We start from the raw sequence: 20,833 nt of genomic DNA, 5'->3' as shown, positions 1-20,833 counted from the left end.
CAGGGGGGAGAATCCAATGTCGGTTTGCATCAAATCCCTGATCCAGAATATGAATCTGGTTATCGGCTGTACGATTGGCTGCAGCTACTGCTATGCCAGAAACAATGTCCGGCGGTTCCATATGACGGAGGATTTTGAGAAGCCGGAGTATTTCCCCCATAAACTGCGGCTGATGGAGAAGGCCCGGCCTCAGATCTTTCTGCTTACCGGGATGAGCGACTTTTCCGGCTGGAGGCCGGAATGGCGGGACGAGGTATTTGCCAGGATGGAGCGCAATCCCCAGCACCAATATCTGTTCCTGACCAAACGGCCGGAGGAAATTTCCTTTTCCTCCGCCCTGGACAACGCATGGTTCGGTGTGACCGTTACCTCCTGCAAGGAGAAGAACCGTATACGGGCGCTGCGGGAGCATATCCGCGGCGGACACTACCATGTGACCTTTGAGCCGATGTTCGATGATGTCGGCCAGGTGGATCTGACTGGGATCGAGTGGATCGTCATTGGAACGGAGACCGGCCGCCGGAAAGGAAAGGCCGTATCCAAGCCGCAGTGGGTGTGGAATCTGACCGGCCAGGCACACGACCTGGGAATCCCGGTTTTTATGAAGGAAGACCTGCTTCCCATTATGGGAGAGGAGCAGATGGTGCAGGAGTTGCCCCCGGCTTTCTGCCGGGTATTGGAGGAGCAGAGGAAATGGCGGAAATTATAGAAAACGGCATCCTGATCCGGGATGTGGAGACGAAAACTATCATGACCAAATCCAGCCTGCCGGTGGGGGGGTATTCCGTAAACCCCTATGTGGGCTGCACCCACGGCTGCAAGTACTGCTATGCCTCCTTTATGAAGCGCTTTACCGGCCACACAGAGCCATGGGGGACCTTCCTGGATGTGAAGCACTGGCCGGAGATCCGGGATCCTCAAAAATACCGGGGGCAGCGGGTGGTCATCGGTTCGGTGACCGACGGTTACCTGCCCCAGGAGGAACAGTTTGGGAATACCCGCAGGCTGCTGGAACAGCTCCGGGGCAGCGGTGCTGAGATCCTCATCTGCACAAAATCCGACCTGGTGATCCGGGACATTGACTTGCTTAAGGAAATGGGAAAGGTAACCGTTTCCTGGTCTATCAACACGCTGGACGAAGCCTTTCGGGCGGATATGGACAAGGCGGTGAGGATTGAACGTCGGCTGGCCGCCATGAAGCAGGTCTATGACGCGGGCATCCGCACCGTCTGCTTTATCTCGCCGGTTTTTCCCGGCATTACGGATTTTGAGGCCATCTTCCAGCGGGCCAAGGATCAGTGCGACCTGGTATGGCTGGAGAACCTGAACTTGCGGGGTGGGTTCAAGCAGGAGATCCTGGACTACATCGGAGAAAAGTACCCCCATCTGGTTCCGCTGTATCATGCCATTTACAGCAAGAAAGACCGCAGCTATTTCCGGGCTCTGGAGGAGCAGGCAGCCCGGCTGGCTGCGGAAAACGGCTGTCCCTTCGTGGACAACGAGCTGCCCTATGGCCGGGCGGAGCCGGGCCACCCGGTGATCGTGGACTACTTCTACCACGAGGAGATCCGGGGATCGGACAATACCGGGCAGCGAAAACGACCCTAATCCCGCAGTAAAAAGAAGGCTGGAGCGAAGAAGCTCCGGCCTTTTGCATTTTGGGCGTGATGCCGTTGGATAAAGCGTGGTTATGAAATGGATTTTCCCAGATCATAGGCCTGCTGCAGCTCCGGTTTTCCGGTGATATCCCCCGCCTCTCCGTTGCCGCCGGCCAGGACAGCACCGAGATTCTTCCACTGAAGATGTTCCATCAGGTGGTTGTAGTAGGTCAGCACGTCTTCGAAGCCGTGTCCTTCCGCAGCCATCAGCAGCGCGCCGGAGCGGTCATGTCCCCGAAGCAGATTGCCGCTGTTTCTCAGATTTTATCAGCCAGCGCGGCGGCCTGTCGGCAGCCATCTGTCTTTGCAATATCCCCTGCATTTAAGACCCCGGGAATCAACACTTCACCCACCATCTTCCACTTGTTCAGAGCGGCAGTGCGCTCCATGGGGATGCGCACTCCGTCCAGCACAGAAAGGTCGTCCTCCTCACAGCAGGCGATCAGGGCGCACTCCTTTCCGGCAATATCCTTGCCGCCCACCACCAGGGAATAGATCCGGTCGATGACACCCTTGATCTGAGCGGGGATGGAGTACCAGTAAACCGGCATGGTGAAGACAATGACGTCGGCATCCAGGATGGCCGGGGCGATGGTGTTGAAGTCATCATCGAAAGAACAGGCTTTTCCGGTTTTGAAGCAGGTCTCGCAGGCATGGCAGCCGCCGATCTTCAAAAAGGCTGCGTCAAAGCGGGTGACGGTATGACCCTTTTCCGCCGCCGCCTTGATGAAACTGTCCGTCATGGCAAAGCTGTTGCCGTTTTTCCGGGGACTGCCTGTGATTACAACGATGTTCTTGCTCATAATTGTTCCTCCTTATGTTGGTAAGATTGACTTTCTCTTCTGCTGATATTACAATCATAGCAAGAATGGAAGAAAGAACAAGTACGCACATAAAAGTGCGATACTTCCATGAAAGTTTGGTACTTACCGGGGGGAAAGTGTACATGAAGGAAGCAGAAGCATATAAAGCCTGCATCTCCACCGCAAATCTGGCCGATACGGGCTTCAGCTATACGCTGTCTTTAATCAACGGCAAATATAAAATGACGATTCTCTATACCCTCATGTGTTTTGGTGTGGTTCGGTTCAATGAGATGAAAAAGTACATTGGGGAGATCTCCTACAAAACCCTCAGTTCCACCCTGAAGGAGCTGGAAGCGGATCAGCTGGTTCACCGGGAGGAATATCCCCAGATTCCGCCTAAGGTGGAATACAGCCTTACGGAGCGGGGCAAATCCCTGATTCCTATTTTAGACCAGATGTGCGACTGGGGCGAGCAGAACAGACTGTGAAGAGTGAGAGGAGCCCCTGTCAGCATGAGGGGAGATCCGGGCCGTTGGCCTGAAAAAGATAGCGGGAGCCGCAGGGCTCCCGTTTTCTTTTCCCAAATGGAAGCGCTTTTTACCCAAACGGCAGGATGTCGGCAAAACCGATTGACGTCAGAAAAAAGGATGCTATGATGGCAGTAAAGTTAAACGATTGTTTAATTATTTAAGCGTTTAAAAGCAATGAGAGGAGTTTTTACGATGAAAAAGACTTACAAGATCGAAGTGGACTGTGCCAACTGCGCCAATCTGATGGAGGAGGCTGCCCGCAAGACCGGCGGTGTCAAGGCGGCCACCGTGAATTTCATGACCCAGAAGATGATGGTGGAATTTGAAGAAGGGAAGGATGCCGCCTGCGTGATGGGCGATGTGGTCAAGGCCTGTAAGAAGGTGGAGCCTGACTGCGAGATTTTCCTGTAATGACGGAATATACAGATCCATGACGAAGCAAGAACAGAAAGCGTGATTGTGATGCAGGAACTGATTGTCAATATTTTATTAGTCCTTGTAGCCCTGTTGGCTGTGATCCTTCTCCTGATTGGGCAAAATGACCGGAGCGGTATGACGAGAAAGCAGAAGATCATGCTCTGGCGGATCCTGGCGGCTGTGGTGGTGCTGCTGGGACTTCAATGCGTAGGGGCTGAGGCGTTCAACCGGTTGGGAGCTGCCGGCCGCTGGGTGCGGTTGGCGGCCTATCTGGTGGATTATTACATCATCGGCCATGATATTTTGAGGAAAGCCTGGAAAGGGATTCGGAATGGTCAGGTATTTGATGAGAACTTTCTCATGGCAGTGGCGACTTTGGGTGCGCTGGCGCTGGCTGTCTACGAAAACGGAGATTACCTGGAAGCCATCGCCGTCATGCTGTTCTACCAGGTGGGGGAGTGGTTCCAAAGCTATGCTGTGGGCAAGAGCCGTCGGAACATCAGCGATCTGATGGACATTCGTCCGGACTATGCCAACATTGAGCGGGATGGAAAATTGGAACAGGTGGATCCGGACGAGGTGGGGATTGGTACAGTCATTGTGGTTCAGCCGGGGGAGAAGGTTCCCATTGACGGAACGGTGACAGAGGGAACCTCCACGCTGAATACTGCTGCCCTTACCGGGGAGAGCCTGCCCCGCCAGGTTCGGGCAGGCGATGAGATCATCAGCGGCTGCATCAACATGACCGGCCTTCTGAAGATCCGGACCACCAAGGCCTTCGGGGAGTCCACCGTGTCCAAGATCCTGGATCTGGTGGAGAATGCATCCTCCCGCAAGTCCAAGTCGGAGGACTTTATCTCCCGTTTTGCCAGGATCTATACCCCTGCGGTGTGCTATGGGGCCGTGGCACTGGCCATTCTTCCTCCGCTGGTTTTCGTGCTGGGTATGGGGCGGAGCCCGGACTGGGAGACTTGGATCTACCGGGCGCTCACCTTCCTGGTGGCAAGCTGTCCCTGTGCGCTGGTCATCAGCATCCCGCTGAGCTTCTTTGCGGGGATCGGCGGAGCCAGCAAGTCCGGCGTACTGGTCAAGGGCTCCAATTACCTGGAGATCCTGTCTCAAACGAAAATCGTGGTGTTTGACAAGACCGGAACCCTGACTCAGGGCGTTTTTGAAGTCAACGGCATCCACCACAGTAAGCTGGAGGACGCGAAGCTGGTGGAGTATGCGGCACTGGCTGAGAGTGCGTCCTCCCATCCCATCAGCAAGAGCCTCCAGAAAGCCTATGGGAAGCCCATTGACCGCAGCCGCGTAGGGGAGGTTCAGGAACTCAGCGGCAACGGGGTCATCGCCCAGGTGGACGGACATCAGGTGGCGGCGGGAAACGGCAAGCTTATGGAACATCTTGGCGTACCCTACATCGGCTGCCGCAGCGTGGGCACCATCATTCACATGGCCATTGACGGCAAGTACATGGGCCACATCGTGATCTCGGACGTGGTGAAGCCTCATGCCAAACAAGCCGTCCGGGAGCTGAAATCTGCCGGCATACAAAAGACGGTGATGCTCACGGGAGACGCCAAAAAAGTGGCCGATCAGGTGGCCGGAGAACTGGGTATCGACCAAGTGTACAGTGAGCTGCTTCCGGCGGACAAGGTAGAGAAGGTGGAAGAGCTTCTGACGGGGAAACTGGAGAAGGCAAAGCTGGCCTTTGTGGGCGACGGCATCAACGATGCGCCGGTGCTGGGCCGGGCAGACATCGGCATCGCCATGGGGGCCATGGGCTCCGACGCCGCCATTGAGGCAGCCGATGTGGTGCTGATGGACGATGACCCCCTGCAGATTTCCAAAGCCATCAAAATTTCCCGTAAGTGTCTGGGGATCGTCTACCAGAACATTGTGCTGGCCATTGGTGTGAAACTGGTTTGCCTGGTTATGGTAGCCTTGGGCCTTGCCAATATGTGGCTGGCTGTTTTTGCGGATGTGGGCGTCATGATCCTGGCCGTGCTGAACGCCATCCGGGGGCTGTTTGCAAAATCGTAAAAATCAGATATACTGCAAGTATCAACCTGTCGGACTGATTGGAACATGCAGGTAATTTTGGTATGATAGATTTGACCTGTCGGAAGAGCGGGGGAGGGACCATCAGGCTGCCTGCAGAGTGGAGATTACGCGGAATCTAGCGGGAACCCTATTTAAGAGTTCCGATGCAAAGAACCGGTGGAGGGGAATTTGCGGACAGTCCGGGAGAAAGGAAGAGGAGCAAATGATGAAATTCGGCTGTTGTACGAAAGCAGAGAACTACCGGGCCCTTGCGGCATGTGGTTATGACTTTATTGAGCTGTCCGGACACGAAGTGCGCTATATGGAGCAGGCACAATGGCAGGAGCTGGTCCAAGAGATTCACCGGACAGGCGTGCCGTGCATCGGCTTCAACGACTATTGCCACCAGCAGCCCGCTATCGTGGGCGAGGGATTTGACCCGGAAGCGGTTCGGGACTATGCACAGCGCCTTTTGGACCGGGGGGCGCAGCTCCAGATTCAAAATGTGGGAATCGGCGCACCCACAGCCCGCCGGCTGCCTGCTGGGTATCCGGAAGAGCTGGCGGAGGAACAGTGCTGCCGCTTTTTGGAGATTACAGCGGAGGAAGCGGCAAAACGAAACATCCGGGTGCTGTTTGAGGCCGTACACAGCCATATGTGTGATTATGCCAATCGGACGGAGGATGCCCTCCGGCTGATTGAAAAGGTCGCTGCTCCGAATCTCTTTATGGTGCTGGACTTTTACCATATGGAGGTCATGGGGGAGGACCGTTTGGCGATTGAACCGTATATTCCGTACGTGCGCCATACGCATTTCAGTCATTGCGCTCCGGCGTATGCCCGGGAATATCCCGGCCCGGCGGATCTGGAGGACCTGACAAGGATTCTGACAAAACTCCGCGCCCTTGGATATGACGGAAGCGCCAGCGTGGAGGCAGAAACGCGGAATTTCCCTGTGGATGCGGCCCAGTCGCTGGCGGTTTTCCGTCAGGCCGTGGGTCAATGACATTAGAAAGGAGCATGAAGGGGATGAAAAAGCAGAACAAGGTGGTTGTGGCAGGGGCAGGAACCATGGGCGCTTCTTTGGCGCAGGTGTATGCCCGGGCCGGATGGGATACGGTGCTCTATAACCGCAGTGCCTCCGGGCTGGAGCGGGCCAAAAATCTGATCAGACTGAACCAGGAGACATTTGTCAAGGAGGAGATCCTGACCACCCAGGAATCCGAAGACTTGCTGGCCCGAATCAAAATGACCACGGAGAAAGCGGATTTTGCGGATGCGGCGCTGGTGGTGGAGAACATTGTAGAGGATCTGGATGCCAAACAGGCATTCTGGGGGGAGATCTCCCAGATCGTACCGGAGGATGCCCTGCTGGCTACCAATACTTCCGGACTTCACATCACCGACATTGCCAAAGCCTGTAAGTACCCGGAGCGGTTCATGGGTCAGCACTGGCTGAACCCGCCTCATCTGCTGCCGCTGTGCGAGATCATTGCCGGAGAGAAGACCAGCCCTGAGAACGTACAGAAGATGCGCTCTCTGGTAGAGAGCCTGGGCAAGCAGCCGGTGGTGGTGGCGGATATCAACGGCTTTATCATCAACCGCATCCAGTTTGCCCTGCTGCGGGAGGCACTGCACATTGTGGATATCGGTGCTGCCACCTTTGAGGACGTGGACACGGTACTCAAGGCCGGCATGGGGCTTCGCTATGCGGCTCTGGGTCCTTTCGGTGTGGCAGACTTCGGCGGATTGGATACGTTCGACCATATCAACAGCTATCTGAATGCGGAGCTGGATGATTCCAAGGTAGGGAACAAGCGGCTCCATGAGATGGTGGAAGCTGGAAAACTGGGCGTCAAGAGCGGTCAGGGATTCTATGATTACAGCGGCGATAAGGCGGATGCGGCCATCCGGGAGCGTGACCGGCTGTACATTGAGCTGGCCAAGGTTTTATATTTCAAAAAATAAGCTGGCGGTATGGACGTGATCCCGTGAAAGGAGAGCTGTCCGGGCTGGGGAATATCCCGGGACATAGAATCTCTCATGGTCTGATCCATATTGTTGCGTACGAATTCATGGAGACGTGTATCCGACAGCAGGCGATCTGTTTCTTCTGCATGACTGGGAATCCTTCGGCCGGTTCCCAGTCATGTTTTGCCAAATGCCCCTGCACAGACGGTTATGCAGGCAGTCTTCCGGCAGTGAAGGTGCATATGGGAGCTGCGGAGAACTTCACCCACCGGTCCTGCGAAGCGGGCAGCGTGCCCGGCAGATGAAAAGGATTTTCCCTTTCCACCTTCTGAACTTGTTTTTACTGGGATATTGGGCTTTAACCGATCCGTTCCCGTTTGGAGGCCCGGCGGTCTGCATTGAGAGGAAGTGTGACCTGTATCACAAGAGACGATCCGTCGGGGCTGTCTGCTCGGATCCGGCCTTTGTGGGCACTTGCGATCCCCTTAGCAATGGACAGCCCCAGGCCGTAGCCTCCGGTATGGCTGCTCCGGGAGGGGTCTACGCGGTAAAAACGGTCAAAGAGGTGGGCGACGCTCTCCTGGTTCAGAGCCTGGGTTGTGGAGTTGGAGACCGTCAGCACCAGGGCCCGGCCCTGCTTTTCCAGCTGCAGGGAGATCCACCCGCCGGAGGGCGTGTATTTTAAGGCGTTGTCCATCAAAATGGAAACCAGCTGCCGGATGGCCTTTTCATCTCCGGTATAGGCCAGCATAGGCTGGATCCGGAGGGCAAAGTCCTGATTCTGGTTTCTGGCAGGAGCCGCAAAGGACTGGGCCATTTCCTCCACCACGTCGGAAATGGGAAATTCGATGCACTGCATCCGGGGCTGTGCTTCCTCCAGCCGGGAGAGGTAGACCAGATCGTTGGTCAGGCCTGTCAGGCGCTGGGCCTGGCGGCGGATGTCCGCCAGCCACTGGTTTTCTCCGCACTCCATCTCCGCAAGATCGGTGTCCGCGCTGATAATGGTCAGAGGGGTCTTGAGTTCATGACCGGCGTCGGTGATGAACCGCTTTTGCTTTTCATAGCTCTCCGCCATGGGCCGGACGATACGCCGGGAGAGAAGCAGCAGCAAAACCAGCACCGCGCCCAGACCCAGCAGGGACAAGGCGGCGCTGGCCATCAGCGTGATTCGGAAGGAGGACAGGCTTCGGTGACAGTCCAGAAAGATGATCCGGGTTCCGTCTGCCTCCTGACTGACCAGATAGCGGTAATCCTCCAGGAATCCGCTTGTCCGCCCGGAAGCCCATACCGTTGCGGCGTAGGCATCGGCGTCCGCTTCGTCCACGGCTACGATCTGATCCGTCTGAGTCTGAATCACCTGGCCGTTTTCTCCCAGCAGCACCCAGAAATACCGGGACTCATAGGGGGTTTCCGGAGACATGCCGGGGCCGGTCAGAAAGGGCTTGCCCCCTTCCGGAGCGCCGGGGGCTGCGCTGCCCTCGCCCCGGAGCCCTCCCTGAGGCCTGGGGAATGCGCCGTTGTTGGAGGCCAGTACCGTCAAAACGGAATCCGCGTCGGAGACCACGTTCTGATAGCTCATGAGGTTGACGCCGCCCAAGATAATGAGCAGAACCAATGCCAGGGAGAACATGGAAGCCAAGATCAGCTTGGCCCGCAGCTTTTTGATCATGGGCGGCCCTCCAGGGAATAGCCGGCGTTCCGGGTGACTTTGATTTGGATGTCTGCCCGCAGGGCGGCAAGCTTTTTGCGCAGGTAGGAGATATAGACCCACACCACATTCAGCTCCACGTCGCTGTCATAGCCCCAGATCCGCTCCAAGAACCGCTCCGTAGGGATCAGCTGCCGGGGGTTGCGCATCAGCAGCTCCATCATCTGAAACTCCTTGTTGGCCAGGCGGAAGCTGCCGGAGGGGGAGGAGAGTTCAAAGGTGGCCTGATCCAGGGTGATGTTTCCGAAAGTGAGGCGGCTTGTGAACTGGCCGGTCTGGCTGCGGGTCATGGCCCGGATCCGGGCCATGAGCTCCTGAGTGGAAAAGGGCTTGGTGAGGTAGTCGTTGGCGCCGCTGTCCAGGCCCAGAACCTTGTCGTCCACTTCGGACTTGGCGGTAAGCATCAGCACGGGGATCCGGTTTCCCCGCTGCCGCAGCGCCCGCAAAACACAGAGCCCATCCAGCTTGGGCATCATCCAGTCCAGGATCAGCGCGTCGTAATTTCCCGCCTCCAGATAGGCCAGGACCTCCTGGCCGTCATAGACCGCGTCGGCGGAATAGTTGTTTCGTTCCAGCAGGGCGATGATGGCCCGGGACAGCGAGCGCTCATCCTCCGCAAGCAAAATGCGCATCTTCCCATGTCTCCTTTGCCGTCAGGGGATATTATAACTTCAGGATAGCGCAGGAACTTTAAATGCAGCTAAAAGCCTGGCCGGAGTATGGGAAAAATTTTCCCATAAACAGGAAAAACGCCCCTCTTTTAAGTTCAGTTATGGTTCACCCCGTACAATCACCTGCATTCCAGAACACAAGGGGGAACCGGCCATTGAACAGGAAAATGGTGTTTGAACGCTATGAATATAAGTACCTTATGACCCGGCGGCAGCAGGAAGCAGTGCTCGCTGCCATGGCGCCGTATATGGTGGCGGATGAATACAGCCACAGCTCCATCCGAAATCTCTATTTGGATACGCCCGGGTTCCGGCTGATCCGCCGGAGTCTGGAGAAGCCCGTGTACAAGGAGAAGCTGCGGGTGCGCAGCTATGGCCGTGCCGCCATGGGGGAGGAGGTCTTTGTGGAACTGAAGAAGAAATACCGCTCCGTGGTGTATAAGCGCCGCCTTGCCCTGCCTCAGGAGCAGGCTCTTGCGTGCCTGGCGGGTGAGGCACCCTGGCCCGGCACCCAGATTGGCGGAGAACTTGCCTATGCTGTGGGATTTTATCAGGATCTTGCCCCGGCGGTGTTCCTCTCCTATGAACGGGATGCCTACCGAGGAAGGGAGGACGCGGAGTTCCGGGTGACCTTTGACCGGGAGATCCGCTACCGCCGTCAGGCGATGACCCTGGACTCCGACCCCTGGGGCAGTGCGCTGCTGGATCCCAATCAGGTACTTATGGAGCTGAAAGTGGCCGGTGCCATGCCCCTCTGGATGGCCCGGACCCTGCCGGAGCAGAAGATTTTTCAGACGTCTTTTTCCAAATACGGCAGTGCCTACCGGCAGATGCTGCTGGAAAAACAGCAGGAGGTGAGACGGTATGCCTGAGAGCCTGTTTCGCGGGATCTTTGACACGGAGCTGACCGCCACCATCACGCCGGGGGAATTCCTTTTGTGCGTGGGTGTCTCTCTGGTCATAGGTCTGATCCTGTGCGCCATGACCCTGTGGCGCTCCGCATTTACCAGGAGCTTCGCCGTCACGCTGGCCATTTTGCCGGCAGTGGTGTGCGTGGTCATCATGATGGTCAACGGCAACGTGGGAACCGGCGTGGCGGTGGCCGGAGCGTTCAGCCTGGTGCGCTTTCGATCCGCTCCCGGCTCCGCCCGGGAGATTGGGGCCATTTTCGTGGCCATGGGGGCGGGCCTCATTACGGGAATGGGGTATCTGGGCTATGCGGTGCTCTTTACGCTGATCCTGGGAGGCGTGACCATGGTGTACACCGCCCTGGATCTGGGCGGGCGGCGGGGGATGCCCCGGCTGCGCACCCTGCATATCACGATCCCCGAGGATTTGGACTATGCCGGTGTGTTTGATCCGGTTCTGGAGCAGTATGCCACCGGGTATACCCTGACCCAGGTGAAGACCACCAATATGGGGAGCCTTTTTAAGCTGACCTATGACCTGACACTGAAGGATCCCGCCCAGGAGAAACGCTTCCTGGACGAATTGCGGCTGCGCAATGGAAACCTGGAGCTCTCTTTGTGCCATCAGGATACCACGGCGGTCAGCCTGTAAGGAGGAGTATATGCGTATCTTCGTGAGAAAAACCGTGCTTTCCCTGACTCTTTGCCTGATGGTGCTTTTGAGCGGGTGCGGAGCCTCCGCCGACGATGAGGCCAGCCCGGGTGAATCAACGGATACTGCCGGTACCGCGGTGGTGGATCCGGACGGGTTGTTCAGCGACCGGGATTTGGCAGGCACCTATGACGAGAGCACGGCAGTCTCTATTGAACTCAACGGGGAGACTGCTTCCTGTTCCTCCGACGCGGTCACTGTTGACGGCGGCCGGGTGACCATCACCGACGCGGGAACCTTCCTCCTCTCCGGAACCCTGACGGAGGGACAGATCGTGGTCAACGCGGGGGACACGGACAAGGTCCAGCTGGTGCTGGCCGGGGCGGATATCACCAGTGCCGCTTCCGCCGCCATCTACGCCCTGGAGGCGGATAAGGTATTTGTGACCCTGGCGGAGGGAACGGAGAATACCCTGACCAACGGCGGGACCTATGAGGCCATCGATGACAACAACATCGACGCGGTGATCTTTGCCAAGACGGATCTGACCCTCAACGGCTCCGGCAGCCTCACCATCCAGGCTCAGGCGGGACACGGCGTGGTGTCCAAGGACGACCTGGTGGTGGCCGGGGGAAACTATACCATCACGGCCGCAAGCACCGGTCTGACAGGGAAGGACAGCCTGTCCATCTCGGACGGCAGCTTTGCCATCACCTCCGGCAAGGACGGCCTCCACGCTGAGAATGCCGACGATGCCGCTTTGGGCTGTTTGTACATTGCCGGCGGCAGCTATACCATCCGGGCCCAGGGAGACGCCGTCAGCGCCAGCGGGGCGCTGCGGGTGGACGGAGGCACCTTTGACCTGACCACCGGGGAGGGAAGTGCCAGCGTGACCATGGACACCGGCGAGAGCTTTGATCCCGGCCAGCGGGGAGCCCCCGGCCAGGCTCCCGCCACTCCGGAGGAGCCTGCCCAGACGGAGGAGGCAGAGACAGATTCTGTCAGTGAAAAGGGCCTCAAGGCAGATGATTCCATTACTGTAAATGGGGGGAGCTTTACGGCGGATACGGCGGATGACTCCATCCATGCCAACGGAGACATCCTGATCACGGCAGGCACCTTCACGCTGCGCAGCGGAGATGACGCGCTCCATTCCGATGGGGCTGTCACCATCCAGAATGGCACCTTCGACATCCCGTACTGCTACGAGGGGATCGAGGGCCTGACGGTCACCATTGACGGCGGAGACTTTACGATCACCTCTCAGGATGACGGTATCAACGCCGCCGGAGGGGCGGACAGCTCCGGCTTCGGCGGCGGGAGGCCCCAGCAGGATCAATTCTCTGCCTCTTCCGACAGCTGGATCGTCATCAACAGCGGCACCTTCACCATTGTCTCCCAGGGGGACTGCATCGACTCCAACGGAGCCCTCACCATCAACGGCGGCACCCTGGATCTCACCTGCAACGGAAACGGGGATACCGCGTTGGATGCCGACGGTACCTATACCAACAACGGCGGCGATGTGACCACCAACGACGGTTCCGAGGAAAATCCCGGCGCCATGACCGGCGGCCGGGGCGGCGGACAGATGGGTGACGGCCATGGGCCTTCTGAAATGCCCCGTCAGGAGGACGGCCCACAGGGCCGGATACCCGGGGAAGCCGAAACCGCCCTTTCCTAAGCAGCTGAAAAAAGAACCCGTTCTCTTTGGGGAACGGGTTCTTTTGACGCCTTTCCCCGACGGGCCGCATATCCCGGCTGCAACAGATGCGGGGACTGCCCCGGAAAGCGTGTATCATTCTTAGTATAGATGCGGACTATAGAGAAAGAGATGTCGGTCCGGGAAGGCGGGCGGCAGGCATATCGGTAAATCTGCCGGGAAAAGGTGAGAGGTAATCGTTTCCTGCGGAAGTTTTATGGGGATTTTTACCTGATATCTACACATATTTACTTTTTGGAACGGGAGCCGGGGGCGATGCTGGTTATCATAAAAACAGGGAATCCATTATTCGAAATCGGTATTAACGGCTTTCACGCAAAATATGATATGATTTTGCACAGAGGAGAGAGCAAGATACCATAAAAATTTATGCAATCAGACGAAACGAGGGTGTGCACACGGGAAAAACAGAATTGTAGAGGAGAAAGATTATGGACAATACCTTGAATAAGAAAGGCAGAGGCTCCGCACTGATCCCGTTTTTGGTATTTGTGGTGATTTATCTGGGCGCCGGTCTGATCCTCCAGGCACAGGGAACGGATATGGCGTTCTATCAGTTCCCCTCGGTGACGGCCATGTTTATTGCGGTGCTGGTGGCCTTCTGCATGACCAAGGGCTCCATCAATGACCGCTTCCGCATCTTCGCAAAGGGCGCCGCCAACGAGGACGTCCTGACCATGCTGATGATCTATCTTCTGGCTGGTGCCTTCTCCGGTGTGGCCGCCGCCATGGGCGGACGGGACGCCACGGTGAATCTGGGCTTGTCCCTGATCCCCGTTCATTTCCTGGCTGCCGGCGTGTTCATCATTTCCGCGTTCATGGGCACCGCCACCGGTACCTCCATGGGCACCATCAGCGCCATCGTTCCCATCGCCGTGGGCTTGGCGGACAAGGGCGGCTTGAGCATTCCCATGATGGTGGGTGCCTGCGTGGGCGGCGCCATGTTCGGCGACAACCTCTCCATGATCTCTGATACCACCATCGCTGCCACCCGTTCCCAGGGCTGCGAGATGCGGGACAAGTTCCGGGTGAACTTCTTCATCGCACTGCCTGCCGCCATCATCACCATTATCATCCTGCTGGTGGTGGGCCGCCCGGAAGTGGTGCCTGATATGGGCGCTTTGGAGTACAGCATCGTCAAGGTGGTGCCGTATCTGCTGGTTTTGATCCTGGCCCTGTTGGGCATGAATGTGTTCCTGGTGCTGACCATCGGCATCTTTGCCGCCGGTATCATCGGCATGGCCACCGGCGCACTGGATATCTTCGGCTTTGCCCAGAACATCTGGACGGGCTTTACCGGCATGAACGAGGTGTTCTTCCTGACCCTCTTCTGCGGCGGTATGTCTGAGATGGTGACCCACAACGGCGGCGTCACCTGGCTCATTTACAAGCTGCGGGGCATGATGAAGGGCAACAAGTCCGCCCAGGTGGGCATTGCCGCCCTGGTTTCCCTGGCGGACTGCGCCACCGCCAACAACACCGTGGCCATCGTCCTCAGCGGCAGTATGGCCAAGGATATCAGCCGGGAGTATCATGTGGATCCCCGCCGCACCGCGTCCTTGCTGGACGTGTTCTCCTGCGTGCTCCAGGGAGCCATCCCCTATGGTGCGCAGCTGCTCTCCGCGGCGACGCTGACCACCGCCTACGGCATTACCATGAACCCCACCGAGATCATCCCCAACCTGTGGTACTGCTGGGTCTTGGCCGTGGTTGGCCTCCTGTCCATCTTCATCCCCTTTGCCGACGGCGTCTGCCGCCGCAATCCCTGGAACTGGGAGTATGATGTGGCGGAGTCCGGCGTGGCTGAGAAGAAAGCCGCCATGGAGCGGGAAGCCGCTGAATTGGAGGCCGAGGCCGCCAATCTGGAAGCGGAGCTGTAACAAAGGAACAACGCCGGCCCACAGGGGCCGGCGTTGTTTTCGCCTGAGCGTCTGGTTCAATGAGAGGGACCATGGCAAAGGGATTGGTGGACGCGATCGGTAAAGGCGATGGATTCTGCGATGGATTGATCCAGAAGCCCCACAAACTGGGCTGCCTGGGGAGTGAGCTTGCTGCTGCGGGGACGGATCCAGCCCAGGCGGATGCAGGTTTTTCCGGACAGGGGAATAGTCACCACCGCCTGGCTGGTGAGCCGCTCCACCAGAAGGCCGCTGCCGGTGGTATAGGCATCCGTATTGGCAAGGACGTTCATCATGGTGGCCCGGTTATTGACGCTGATCTGCTGGGCAGGCTTTTTGATGGACAGGATCTGGTACTCCTCGGAAAAGTCGGTTCCCACGCCCTGGCTGTGCTCAAAGGAGACATAGGGATACCCTGCCAGATCTTCCTCACTGACCCCGTCCCGGTTTGCCAGCGGGTGGCCCTTGCGAACGTAGATGCAGGGGGATACGGAGGCGATCTCGTGGAAATCCAGCTCCCGGGCGTCCAGCAGCCGCCGGATGATCTTTTCCGTCAGCTCCGTCAAGAAGATGACGCCGATATCCGCCCGGTGGTCGTAAACATCGTCGATCACGGCGTCCATGCTCGCCTCCCGGATGGAGAAGCAGTAGCGGTTGTCCTGGGTACACTGCAGCATCCGCAAAAAGGCGTCTTCCGTAAAGGGGTAGCGCTGGGTGGAGACGGAAAAGCGGGTGGGGGCGGCAGTATTGGAGGATTCGCCGTACAGGCTTTCGATGCGTTGCTTCTGCTCCAGCAGGGAGACGGCATAGCTGAGGAATTCTTTGCCCTCCGGTGTGAACTCCACCCCCCGATTGCTGCGGGTGAAAAAGCGGATGCCCAGCTCTTCCTCCAGCTCCCGAACGGCGGTGGAAATGCCGGACTGAGATAAAAAGAGCTTGTGGGCGGCCTTGTTGATGGAGCCGCATTTGGAGATCTCCACCACGTATGTAAGCTGCTGGAACGTCATATACAGCCCTCCTGCATGATTCGTCCGTTCATCCGCGCTTCCAGTTTCCACTATAACGCCGCAGTCGGATCTTGTCAAATGGTTATCAAAAAAAGCGTGAACAGATTCAGGAAATACCGTACTAACACTTTTCGGGCAGCCATGTTACAGTATAGTTGAAAGAACCAAAAAAGTGATTCTTCAAAACGAAACTTCTGTGAAATCATGCCAGTAAAAAACGGACTTTGAAACACCCTTTGCTCTCCTTCTCTTCTAACAGACCTCTTATTGCCAAAACACGCTCAACAACGAAAAAGAAATAACAGCGGAAATCAGACAAAACATTGACGTGAAACGGTCGAGAAAGGACGGTACGTTTTTATGAACAAGAAGAACCTGGGCTTTGCCACCCGTCAGATCCATGCGGGCAAGACTTCCAACGATGCCGGTGCTCTGTGCGCGCCCATTTATCAGACCTCTACCTTTGAGTTTGAGACTGTGGAGCAGGGCGGTGCCCGCTTCGCCGGTCAGGAGTCCGGATATATCTATTCCCGCCTGGGCAACCCCACCGTAGGCGTGGTGGAGGCCAAGATGGCGGAGCTGGAGGGCGGCGAGGACGCCCTGGCCACCGCCTCCGGCATGGGCGCCATTTCCACCGCCATCTGGAGCAGCGTGGAAGCCGGCGACGAGATCGTGGCCAGCGATACCCTCTATGGCTGCACCTATGCGCTGCTCAACCACGGCATCTGCAAGTTCGGCGTCAAGGTCACCTTCATCGACATGACCAATCTGGAGGCCCTGAAGGCCGCCCTTACCGACAAGACCCGGGTGGTGTATCTGGAGACCCCCTGCAATCCCACGCTGAAGATCGTGGACATTGCCGCTGTCTCGGAGCTGGCACACGCATACAATCCTGCCATCAAGGTCATGGTGGACAATACCTTCTGCACGCCCTATCTGCAGCGCCCGCTGGAGCTGGGGGCCGATGTGGTAGTCCACAGCGCCACCAAGTACCTGAACGGCCACGGTGACGTCATCGCCGGCGTGGTGGTGGGCAGCAAGGAGTTCATCGGCACCTGCCGGATGTTCGGCCTGAAGGATATGACCGGCGCCGTCATGAGCCCCTTCAACGCCTTCCTGATGGCCCGGGGCATGAAGACCCTGGACATCCGCATGGAGCGCCACTGTGCCAATGCCAAGAAGGTGGCGGAGTTCTTCGCCGGCCACCCGGCGGTGGACAAGGTCTACTATCCCGGTCTAGACACCTTCCCCGGCCACGAGATCGCGGCCCGTCAGATGAAGCTGCCCGGCGGCATGATCTCCATTGAGCTCAAGGCCGACAAGGCCGCCACTGCCGCCGCCCTCAACAAGCTGGAGCTGTGCGTCATTGCCGTCTCCCTGGGTGATGCCGAGACGTTGGTGGAGCATCCTGCCACTATGACCCACTCCACCTACTCCGCCGAGGAGCTGAAGGTGGCGGGCATCTCTGAGGGCCTGGTGCGTATCAGCGTGGGCCTGGAGGATCCCGAGGATATCATTGCCGACTTCAAGGCGGTTCTGAATACCCTGGTGTGATTTTGACAGGGCTGCCGGGCGCTTGATCCCATGAGCAACATGCGGCGCGCTTTTTGCACAAATTGAGTCCTTTTATCTGGAATATTTTTGTAGTATTATAATAAACGAGCCCGAGAGCCTGGTTGCCATCAGGATCAGGCTGGAGATCTCCATGCGGGCCTGAGAAGAAAAAAGGAGGAAGAAGCATGAGCGATATCGTAGAGATCCGGTGGCACGGCCGGGGCGGCCAGGGCGCCAAGACGGCGTCGCTGCTGCTGGCGGACGCTGCTTTCAACACGGGCAAGTATGTCCAGGGTTTCCCGGAGTACGGCCCGGAGCGGATGGGCGCGCCCATCACGGCGTACAACCGGATCAGCTCGGAGCGAAGCACCGTGCACTCCAACATCTACTATCCCGACTATGTGGTGGTGGTGGACGAGACGCTGCTCTCCGCCGTGGATGTGACGGCGGGACTGAAGAAAGAGGGCGCCATCGTCATCAACTCCGGCAAGTCTCCCGCGGAGCTGCGTCCTCTGCTCAAGGGCTATGAGGGCAAGGTGTGCACCATCGACGCCGGCAAGATCAGCGAGGAGGAGCTGGGCAAGAACTTCCCCAACACTCCCATGCTGGCAGCCATCGTGAAGGTGTCCGGTGTGATCGGCGAAGAGGAGTTCGTCAAGGATATGGAGGGCTCCTTCAAGCATAAGTTCGCCAGCAAGCCTCAGGTCATCGAGGGGAACATGCGGGCGCTGAAGAGATCTCTGGAGGAGGTGCAGGTAGGATGAGCCATCTGGCAAAGGATATGACCCCCGACGTGACCTGGAAGGACATCACCCCGGGGTGCAACATTTTTGAAGGCGGGACCTCCGCCGTGGTGGAGACCGGCGACTGGCGCACCATGAAGCCTGTGGTGGACTGGGACAAGTGCAAGCAGTGCCTGCTGTGCGTACCGGTGTGCCCGGACATGTCCATCCCTGTCAGCGCCGAAGGCAAGCGGGAGGATTTCAACTACTTCTTCTGCAAGGGCTGCGGCATCTGCGCCAACGCCTGCCCCTTCGGAGCCATCACCATGGTCAAGGACGAGAAATAAGGAGGGGAAGGACATATGGGAATCAGAGAAAGACTTTCCGGCAACGAAGCCGTTGCCTTTGCCATGAAGCAGATCAACCCCGATGTCATGGGCGCGTTCCCCATCACGCCGTCCACGGAGATCCCCCAGTATTTCTCCACCTACGTGGATAACGGGGAAGTGGACACGGAGTTCATTGCCGTGGAGAGCGAGCACTCCGCCATGTCCACCTGCATCGGTGCCGAGGCTGCGGGCTGCCGGGCCATCAGTGCCACTTCCTCCTGCGGCCTGTGCTACATGACGGAGATGCTGTATGTGGCCGCTTCCGACCGACTGCCCATCACCCTGGCGGTCTCCTGCCGTGCTCTGTCCGGCCCCATCAACATCAACAACGACCACTCCGACGCCATGGGCGTGCGGGATACCGGCTGGCTGATGCTCTTTGCCGAGACCAATCAGGAGGCCTATGACAACTATCTCCAGGCCATGCGCATCGGCGAGGCGGTGGGCCTGCCCATCATGGTCTGCCAGGACGGCTTCATCACCTCCCACGCCATCGAGAACATCGAGCTGGTGGAGGACGACAAGGTCAAGAAGTTCGTGGGCGAGTACCATCCCCAGCATTACCTCCTCAACAAGGACGAGCCCATGGCCGTGGGCGCCTACGCCACCCCCGTGTACTACATGGAGGCCAAGCGCCAGCAGGCCCAGGCCATGATGGATGCCAAGGACGTCATCCGCAAAGTGGGTGCCGAGTTCGGCGAGATGACCGGACGGCCCTACGGCCTCATCGAAAAGTATCAGATGGACGACGCCGAGGAGGCCATCATCATCATCGGCTCCTCCGCCGGCACCGCCAAGGAAGCGATTAAGCAGCTGCGTGCCCAGGGCAAGAAGGTAGGCCTCATCAAGATCCGCGCCTTCCGCCCCTTCCCGGCGGAGGAGATCGCCGAGGCCCTCAAGAATGTGAAGGCCTTTGCCGCCATGGACAAGGACGACAGCTTCAACGCCCACTGCGGCCCCATTTACGCGGAGGTGTGCGCGGCGCTGTACGCCGCCGGCATCAGCGCCCCCAAGGGCATCAATTACATCTACGGCCTGGGCGGCCGTGACGTGCGGGTGGAGAGCATCCAGCATGTCTTCGCGGAGCTGGAGAAGGTGGCCGCCACCGGCGAGACCGGTGAGACCTACCGGTACCTGGACGTCCGGGAATAAGGAGGGGGAGAAGTCATGAGCTACAATCTGAAAGAGAATGTCATGAAGGAGGACCGCCTTTCCGGCGGTCACCGGATGTGTGCCGGCTGCGGCTCTCCCATCGCGGTGCGGACGGTGCTGCGCGCCCTGAATCCTGAGGATCACGCGGTTGTGTGCTCCGCCACCAGCTGCCTGGAGGTCTCCACCTTCATGTATCCCTATACGGCCTGGAAGGACAGCTTCATCCACAACGCCTTCGAAAACGCGGGCGCCACCATCTCCGGTGTGGAGACGGCCTACCGTGCCATGAAGAAGCGGGGCAAGATCGACGAGACCTGGAAATTCATTGCATTCGGCGGTGACGGCGGCACCTATGATATCGGTTTCCAGAGCCTATCCGGTGCCATGGAGCGGGGCCACGACATGGTGTATGTCTGCTACGACAACGAGGCTTACATGAACACCGGCATCCAGCGCTCCTCCTCCACGCCTCATTTTGCCGATACCACCACCACGCCTGCGGGCAGCGTGATCCCCGGAAAGCTGCAGCAGAAGAAGAACCTCACCAAGATCATGGTGGCTCACGGAGTGCCCTACGTGGCCCAGACCACCTTCATCGGAAACTTCAAGGACATCACGGAGAAAGCCCACAAGGCCATCTACACCCCGGGCCCGGCTTTCCTGAACGTGATGGCGCCCTGCCCCCGGGGCTGGCGGTATCCCAGCGAGAAGCTGATGGAGGTCACCAAGGCGGCTGTGGAGACCTGCGTGTGGCCGCTGTATGAGGTGGTCGACGGCAAGTACATCCTCAGCTACAAGCCCAAGAACAAGCTGCCGGTGGAGGAATATCTGAAGATGCAGGGTCGGTTTGCCCACATGTTCAAGCCCGGCAACGAGTGGATGATCGAGGAAGTCCAAAAGGAAGTGGACCGCAACTGGGAGGAGCTCCTGAAGCTCTGCGAGCTGTGAGCCCCCGGGGGAGGAGCTGATCCTCCCCACGGCACCGGATGCGTTTCCATATAGGCAGAAGGAATCAGGCGGATGC

At 58.1% G+C, this 20,833-nt stretch carries 21 protein-coding genes; 16 read left to right on the top strand and 5 right to left on the bottom strand.

Features of this window, described 5'->3' with window-relative positions:
- The first annotated feature begins 16 nt into the window (after window positions 1–16).
- Window positions 17–709, top strand: coding sequence for a radical SAM mobile pair protein A (locus ACT67G_RS03320; RefSeq protein ID WP_325245951.1), 693 nt, complete (start codon window positions 17–19; stop codon window positions 707–709).
- Entirely contained in the window at window positions 694–1,608 is a 915-nt protein-coding gene (locus ACT67G_RS03315) for a radical SAM mobile pair protein B (protein ID WP_443662981.1), read from the top strand. The genes ACT67G_RS03320 and ACT67G_RS03315 overlap by 16 nt, the downstream gene beginning before the upstream one ends.
- Window positions 1,609–1,688: 80 nt before the next feature.
- On the opposite strand, the gene ACT67G_RS03310 is transcribed toward ACT67G_RS03315, so the two are convergent.
- Both ACT67G_RS03310 and ACT67G_RS03305 read right to left on the bottom strand, forming a co-directional pair.
- A complete protein-coding gene (locus ACT67G_RS03310) occupies window positions 1,689–1,865 on the bottom strand; it encodes a hypothetical protein (RefSeq protein ID WP_325245955.1) in 177 nt (58 codons plus the stop codon).
- Between the two features lie 50 nt (window positions 1,866–1,915).
- Entirely contained in the window at window positions 1,916–2,461 is a 546-nt protein-coding gene (locus ACT67G_RS03305; protein ID WP_443662980.1) for a flavodoxin family protein, read from the bottom strand.
- A gap of 143 nt (window positions 2,462–2,604) precedes the next feature.
- Between ACT67G_RS03305 and ACT67G_RS03300 the strand changes: the two genes are divergently transcribed.
- The 5 genes from ACT67G_RS03300 to ACT67G_RS03280 all read left to right on the top strand — a co-directional run bounded on the left by ACT67G_RS03300 (window position 2,605) and on the right by ACT67G_RS03280 (window position 7,422).
- On the top strand, window positions 2,605–2,952 hold the full coding sequence (locus ACT67G_RS03300; RefSeq protein WP_325245959.1) for a winged helix-turn-helix transcriptional regulator: 348 nt from the start codon (window positions 2,605–2,607) through the stop codon (window positions 2,950–2,952).
- A gap of 234 nt (window positions 2,953–3,186) precedes the next feature.
- Window positions 3,187–3,405, top strand: a complete 219-nt coding sequence (locus tag ACT67G_RS03295; RefSeq protein ID WP_326216239.1) for a cation transporter — start codon at window positions 3,187–3,189, stop codon at window positions 3,403–3,405.
- A gap of 51 nt (window positions 3,406–3,456) precedes the next feature.
- A complete protein-coding gene (locus tag ACT67G_RS03290) occupies window positions 3,457–5,454 on the top strand; it encodes a heavy metal translocating P-type ATPase (protein ID WP_443662979.1) in 1,998 nt (665 codons plus the stop codon).
- A gap of 223 nt (window positions 5,455–5,677) precedes the next feature.
- Window positions 5,678–6,460 carry a sugar phosphate isomerase/epimerase family protein gene (locus ACT67G_RS03285; protein WP_443662978.1) on the top strand — a complete coding sequence of 261 codons (783 nt, stop codon included), beginning with the start codon at window positions 5,678–5,680 and terminating at the stop codon, window positions 6,458–6,460.
- A gap of 23 nt (window positions 6,461–6,483) precedes the next feature.
- Complete coding sequence (locus ACT67G_RS03280) at window positions 6,484–7,422, top strand: 3-hydroxyacyl-CoA dehydrogenase family protein (protein WP_443662977.1); 939 nt, start codon at window positions 6,484–6,486, stop codon at window positions 7,420–7,422.
- A 361-nt stretch (window positions 7,423–7,783) separates the two neighbouring features.
- On the opposite strand, the gene ACT67G_RS03275 is transcribed toward ACT67G_RS03280, so the two are convergent.
- Both ACT67G_RS03275 and ACT67G_RS03270 read right to left on the bottom strand, forming a co-directional pair.
- The gene (locus tag ACT67G_RS03275) at window positions 7,784–9,094 is read right to left on the bottom strand and encodes a sensor histidine kinase (protein ID WP_443662976.1); all 1,311 of its coding nucleotides are present in this window, start codon (window positions 9,092–9,094) and stop codon (window positions 7,784–7,786) included.
- On the bottom strand, window positions 9,091–9,765 hold the full coding sequence (locus ACT67G_RS03270; protein ID WP_443662975.1) for a response regulator transcription factor: 675 nt from the start codon (window positions 9,763–9,765) through the stop codon (window positions 9,091–9,093). The genes ACT67G_RS03275 and ACT67G_RS03270 overlap by 4 nt, the downstream gene beginning before the upstream one ends.
- Window positions 9,766–9,959: 194 nt before the next feature.
- Here ACT67G_RS03270 and ACT67G_RS03265 point away from each other — a divergent pair, with 194 nt between their 5' ends.
- From ACT67G_RS03265 to ACT67G_RS03250, 4 genes are all read left to right on the top strand, one after another.
- Window positions 9,960–10,676: a polyphosphate polymerase domain-containing protein gene (locus tag ACT67G_RS03265; RefSeq protein WP_443662974.1), complete on the top strand. Its 717-nt coding sequence runs from the start codon at window positions 9,960–9,962 to the stop codon at window positions 10,674–10,676.
- Complete coding sequence (locus tag ACT67G_RS03260) at window positions 10,669–11,364, top strand: DUF4956 domain-containing protein (RefSeq protein ID WP_326215992.1); 696 nt, start codon at window positions 10,669–10,671, stop codon at window positions 11,362–11,364. Before ACT67G_RS03265 ends, ACT67G_RS03260 begins: the two co-directional genes overlap by 8 nt.
- A 10-nt stretch (window positions 11,365–11,374) precedes the next feature.
- Window positions 11,375–13,048, top strand: coding sequence for a carbohydrate-binding domain-containing protein (locus tag ACT67G_RS03255; RefSeq protein ID WP_443662973.1), 1,674 nt, complete (start codon window positions 11,375–11,377; stop codon window positions 13,046–13,048).
- A gap of 470 nt (window positions 13,049–13,518) precedes the next feature.
- Window positions 13,519–14,967: a Na+/H+ antiporter NhaC family protein gene (locus ACT67G_RS03250; RefSeq protein WP_325247677.1), complete on the top strand. Its 1,449-nt coding sequence runs from the start codon at window positions 13,519–13,521 to the stop codon at window positions 14,965–14,967.
- A gap of 56 nt (window positions 14,968–15,023) precedes the next feature.
- Here the strand turns inward: ACT67G_RS03250 and ACT67G_RS03245 are convergent, their stop codons facing one another.
- A complete protein-coding gene (locus ACT67G_RS03245) occupies window positions 15,024–15,992 on the bottom strand; it encodes a LysR family transcriptional regulator (protein WP_325247676.1) in 969 nt (322 codons plus the stop codon).
- Window positions 15,993–16,352: 360 nt separating this feature from the next.
- Here ACT67G_RS03245 and megL point away from each other — a divergent pair, with 360 nt between their 5' ends.
- The 5 genes from megL to ACT67G_RS03220 all read left to right on the top strand — a co-directional run bounded on the left by megL (window position 16,353) and on the right by ACT67G_RS03220 (window position 20,757).
- Complete coding sequence (gene megL / locus ACT67G_RS03240; protein WP_443662972.1) at window positions 16,353–17,546, top strand: methionine gamma-lyase; 1,194 nt, start codon at window positions 16,353–16,355, stop codon at window positions 17,544–17,546.
- A 185-nt stretch (window positions 17,547–17,731) separates the two neighbouring features.
- Window positions 17,732–18,310, top strand: a complete 579-nt coding sequence (locus ACT67G_RS03235; RefSeq protein ID WP_325247674.1) for a 2-oxoacid:acceptor oxidoreductase family protein — start codon at window positions 17,732–17,734, stop codon at window positions 18,308–18,310.
- Window positions 18,307–18,615: a 4Fe-4S binding protein gene (locus tag ACT67G_RS03230; RefSeq protein ID WP_326215989.1), complete on the top strand. Its 309-nt coding sequence runs from the start codon at window positions 18,307–18,309 to the stop codon at window positions 18,613–18,615. The genes ACT67G_RS03235 and ACT67G_RS03230 overlap by 4 nt, the downstream gene beginning before the upstream one ends.
- A gap of 15 nt (window positions 18,616–18,630) precedes the next feature.
- Window positions 18,631–19,809, top strand: a complete 1,179-nt coding sequence (gene porA / locus ACT67G_RS03225) for a pyruvate ferredoxin oxidoreductase (protein WP_443662971.1) — start codon at window positions 18,631–18,633, stop codon at window positions 19,807–19,809.
- Window positions 19,810–19,824: 15 nt separating this feature from the next.
- The gene (locus ACT67G_RS03220) at window positions 19,825–20,757 is read left to right on the top strand and encodes a thiamine pyrophosphate-dependent enzyme (RefSeq protein WP_325248076.1); all 933 of its coding nucleotides are present in this window, start codon (window positions 19,825–19,827) and stop codon (window positions 20,755–20,757) included.
- Window positions 20,758–20,833: the final 76 nt, after the last annotated feature.

Origin of the sequence: Dysosmobacter sp., assembly GCF_052306735.1 — a bacterium.
Lineage (GTDB): Bacteria > Bacillota > Clostridia > Oscillospirales > Oscillospiraceae > Oscillibacter.
This window is presented reverse-complemented; position numbering and strand designations above follow the sequence as displayed.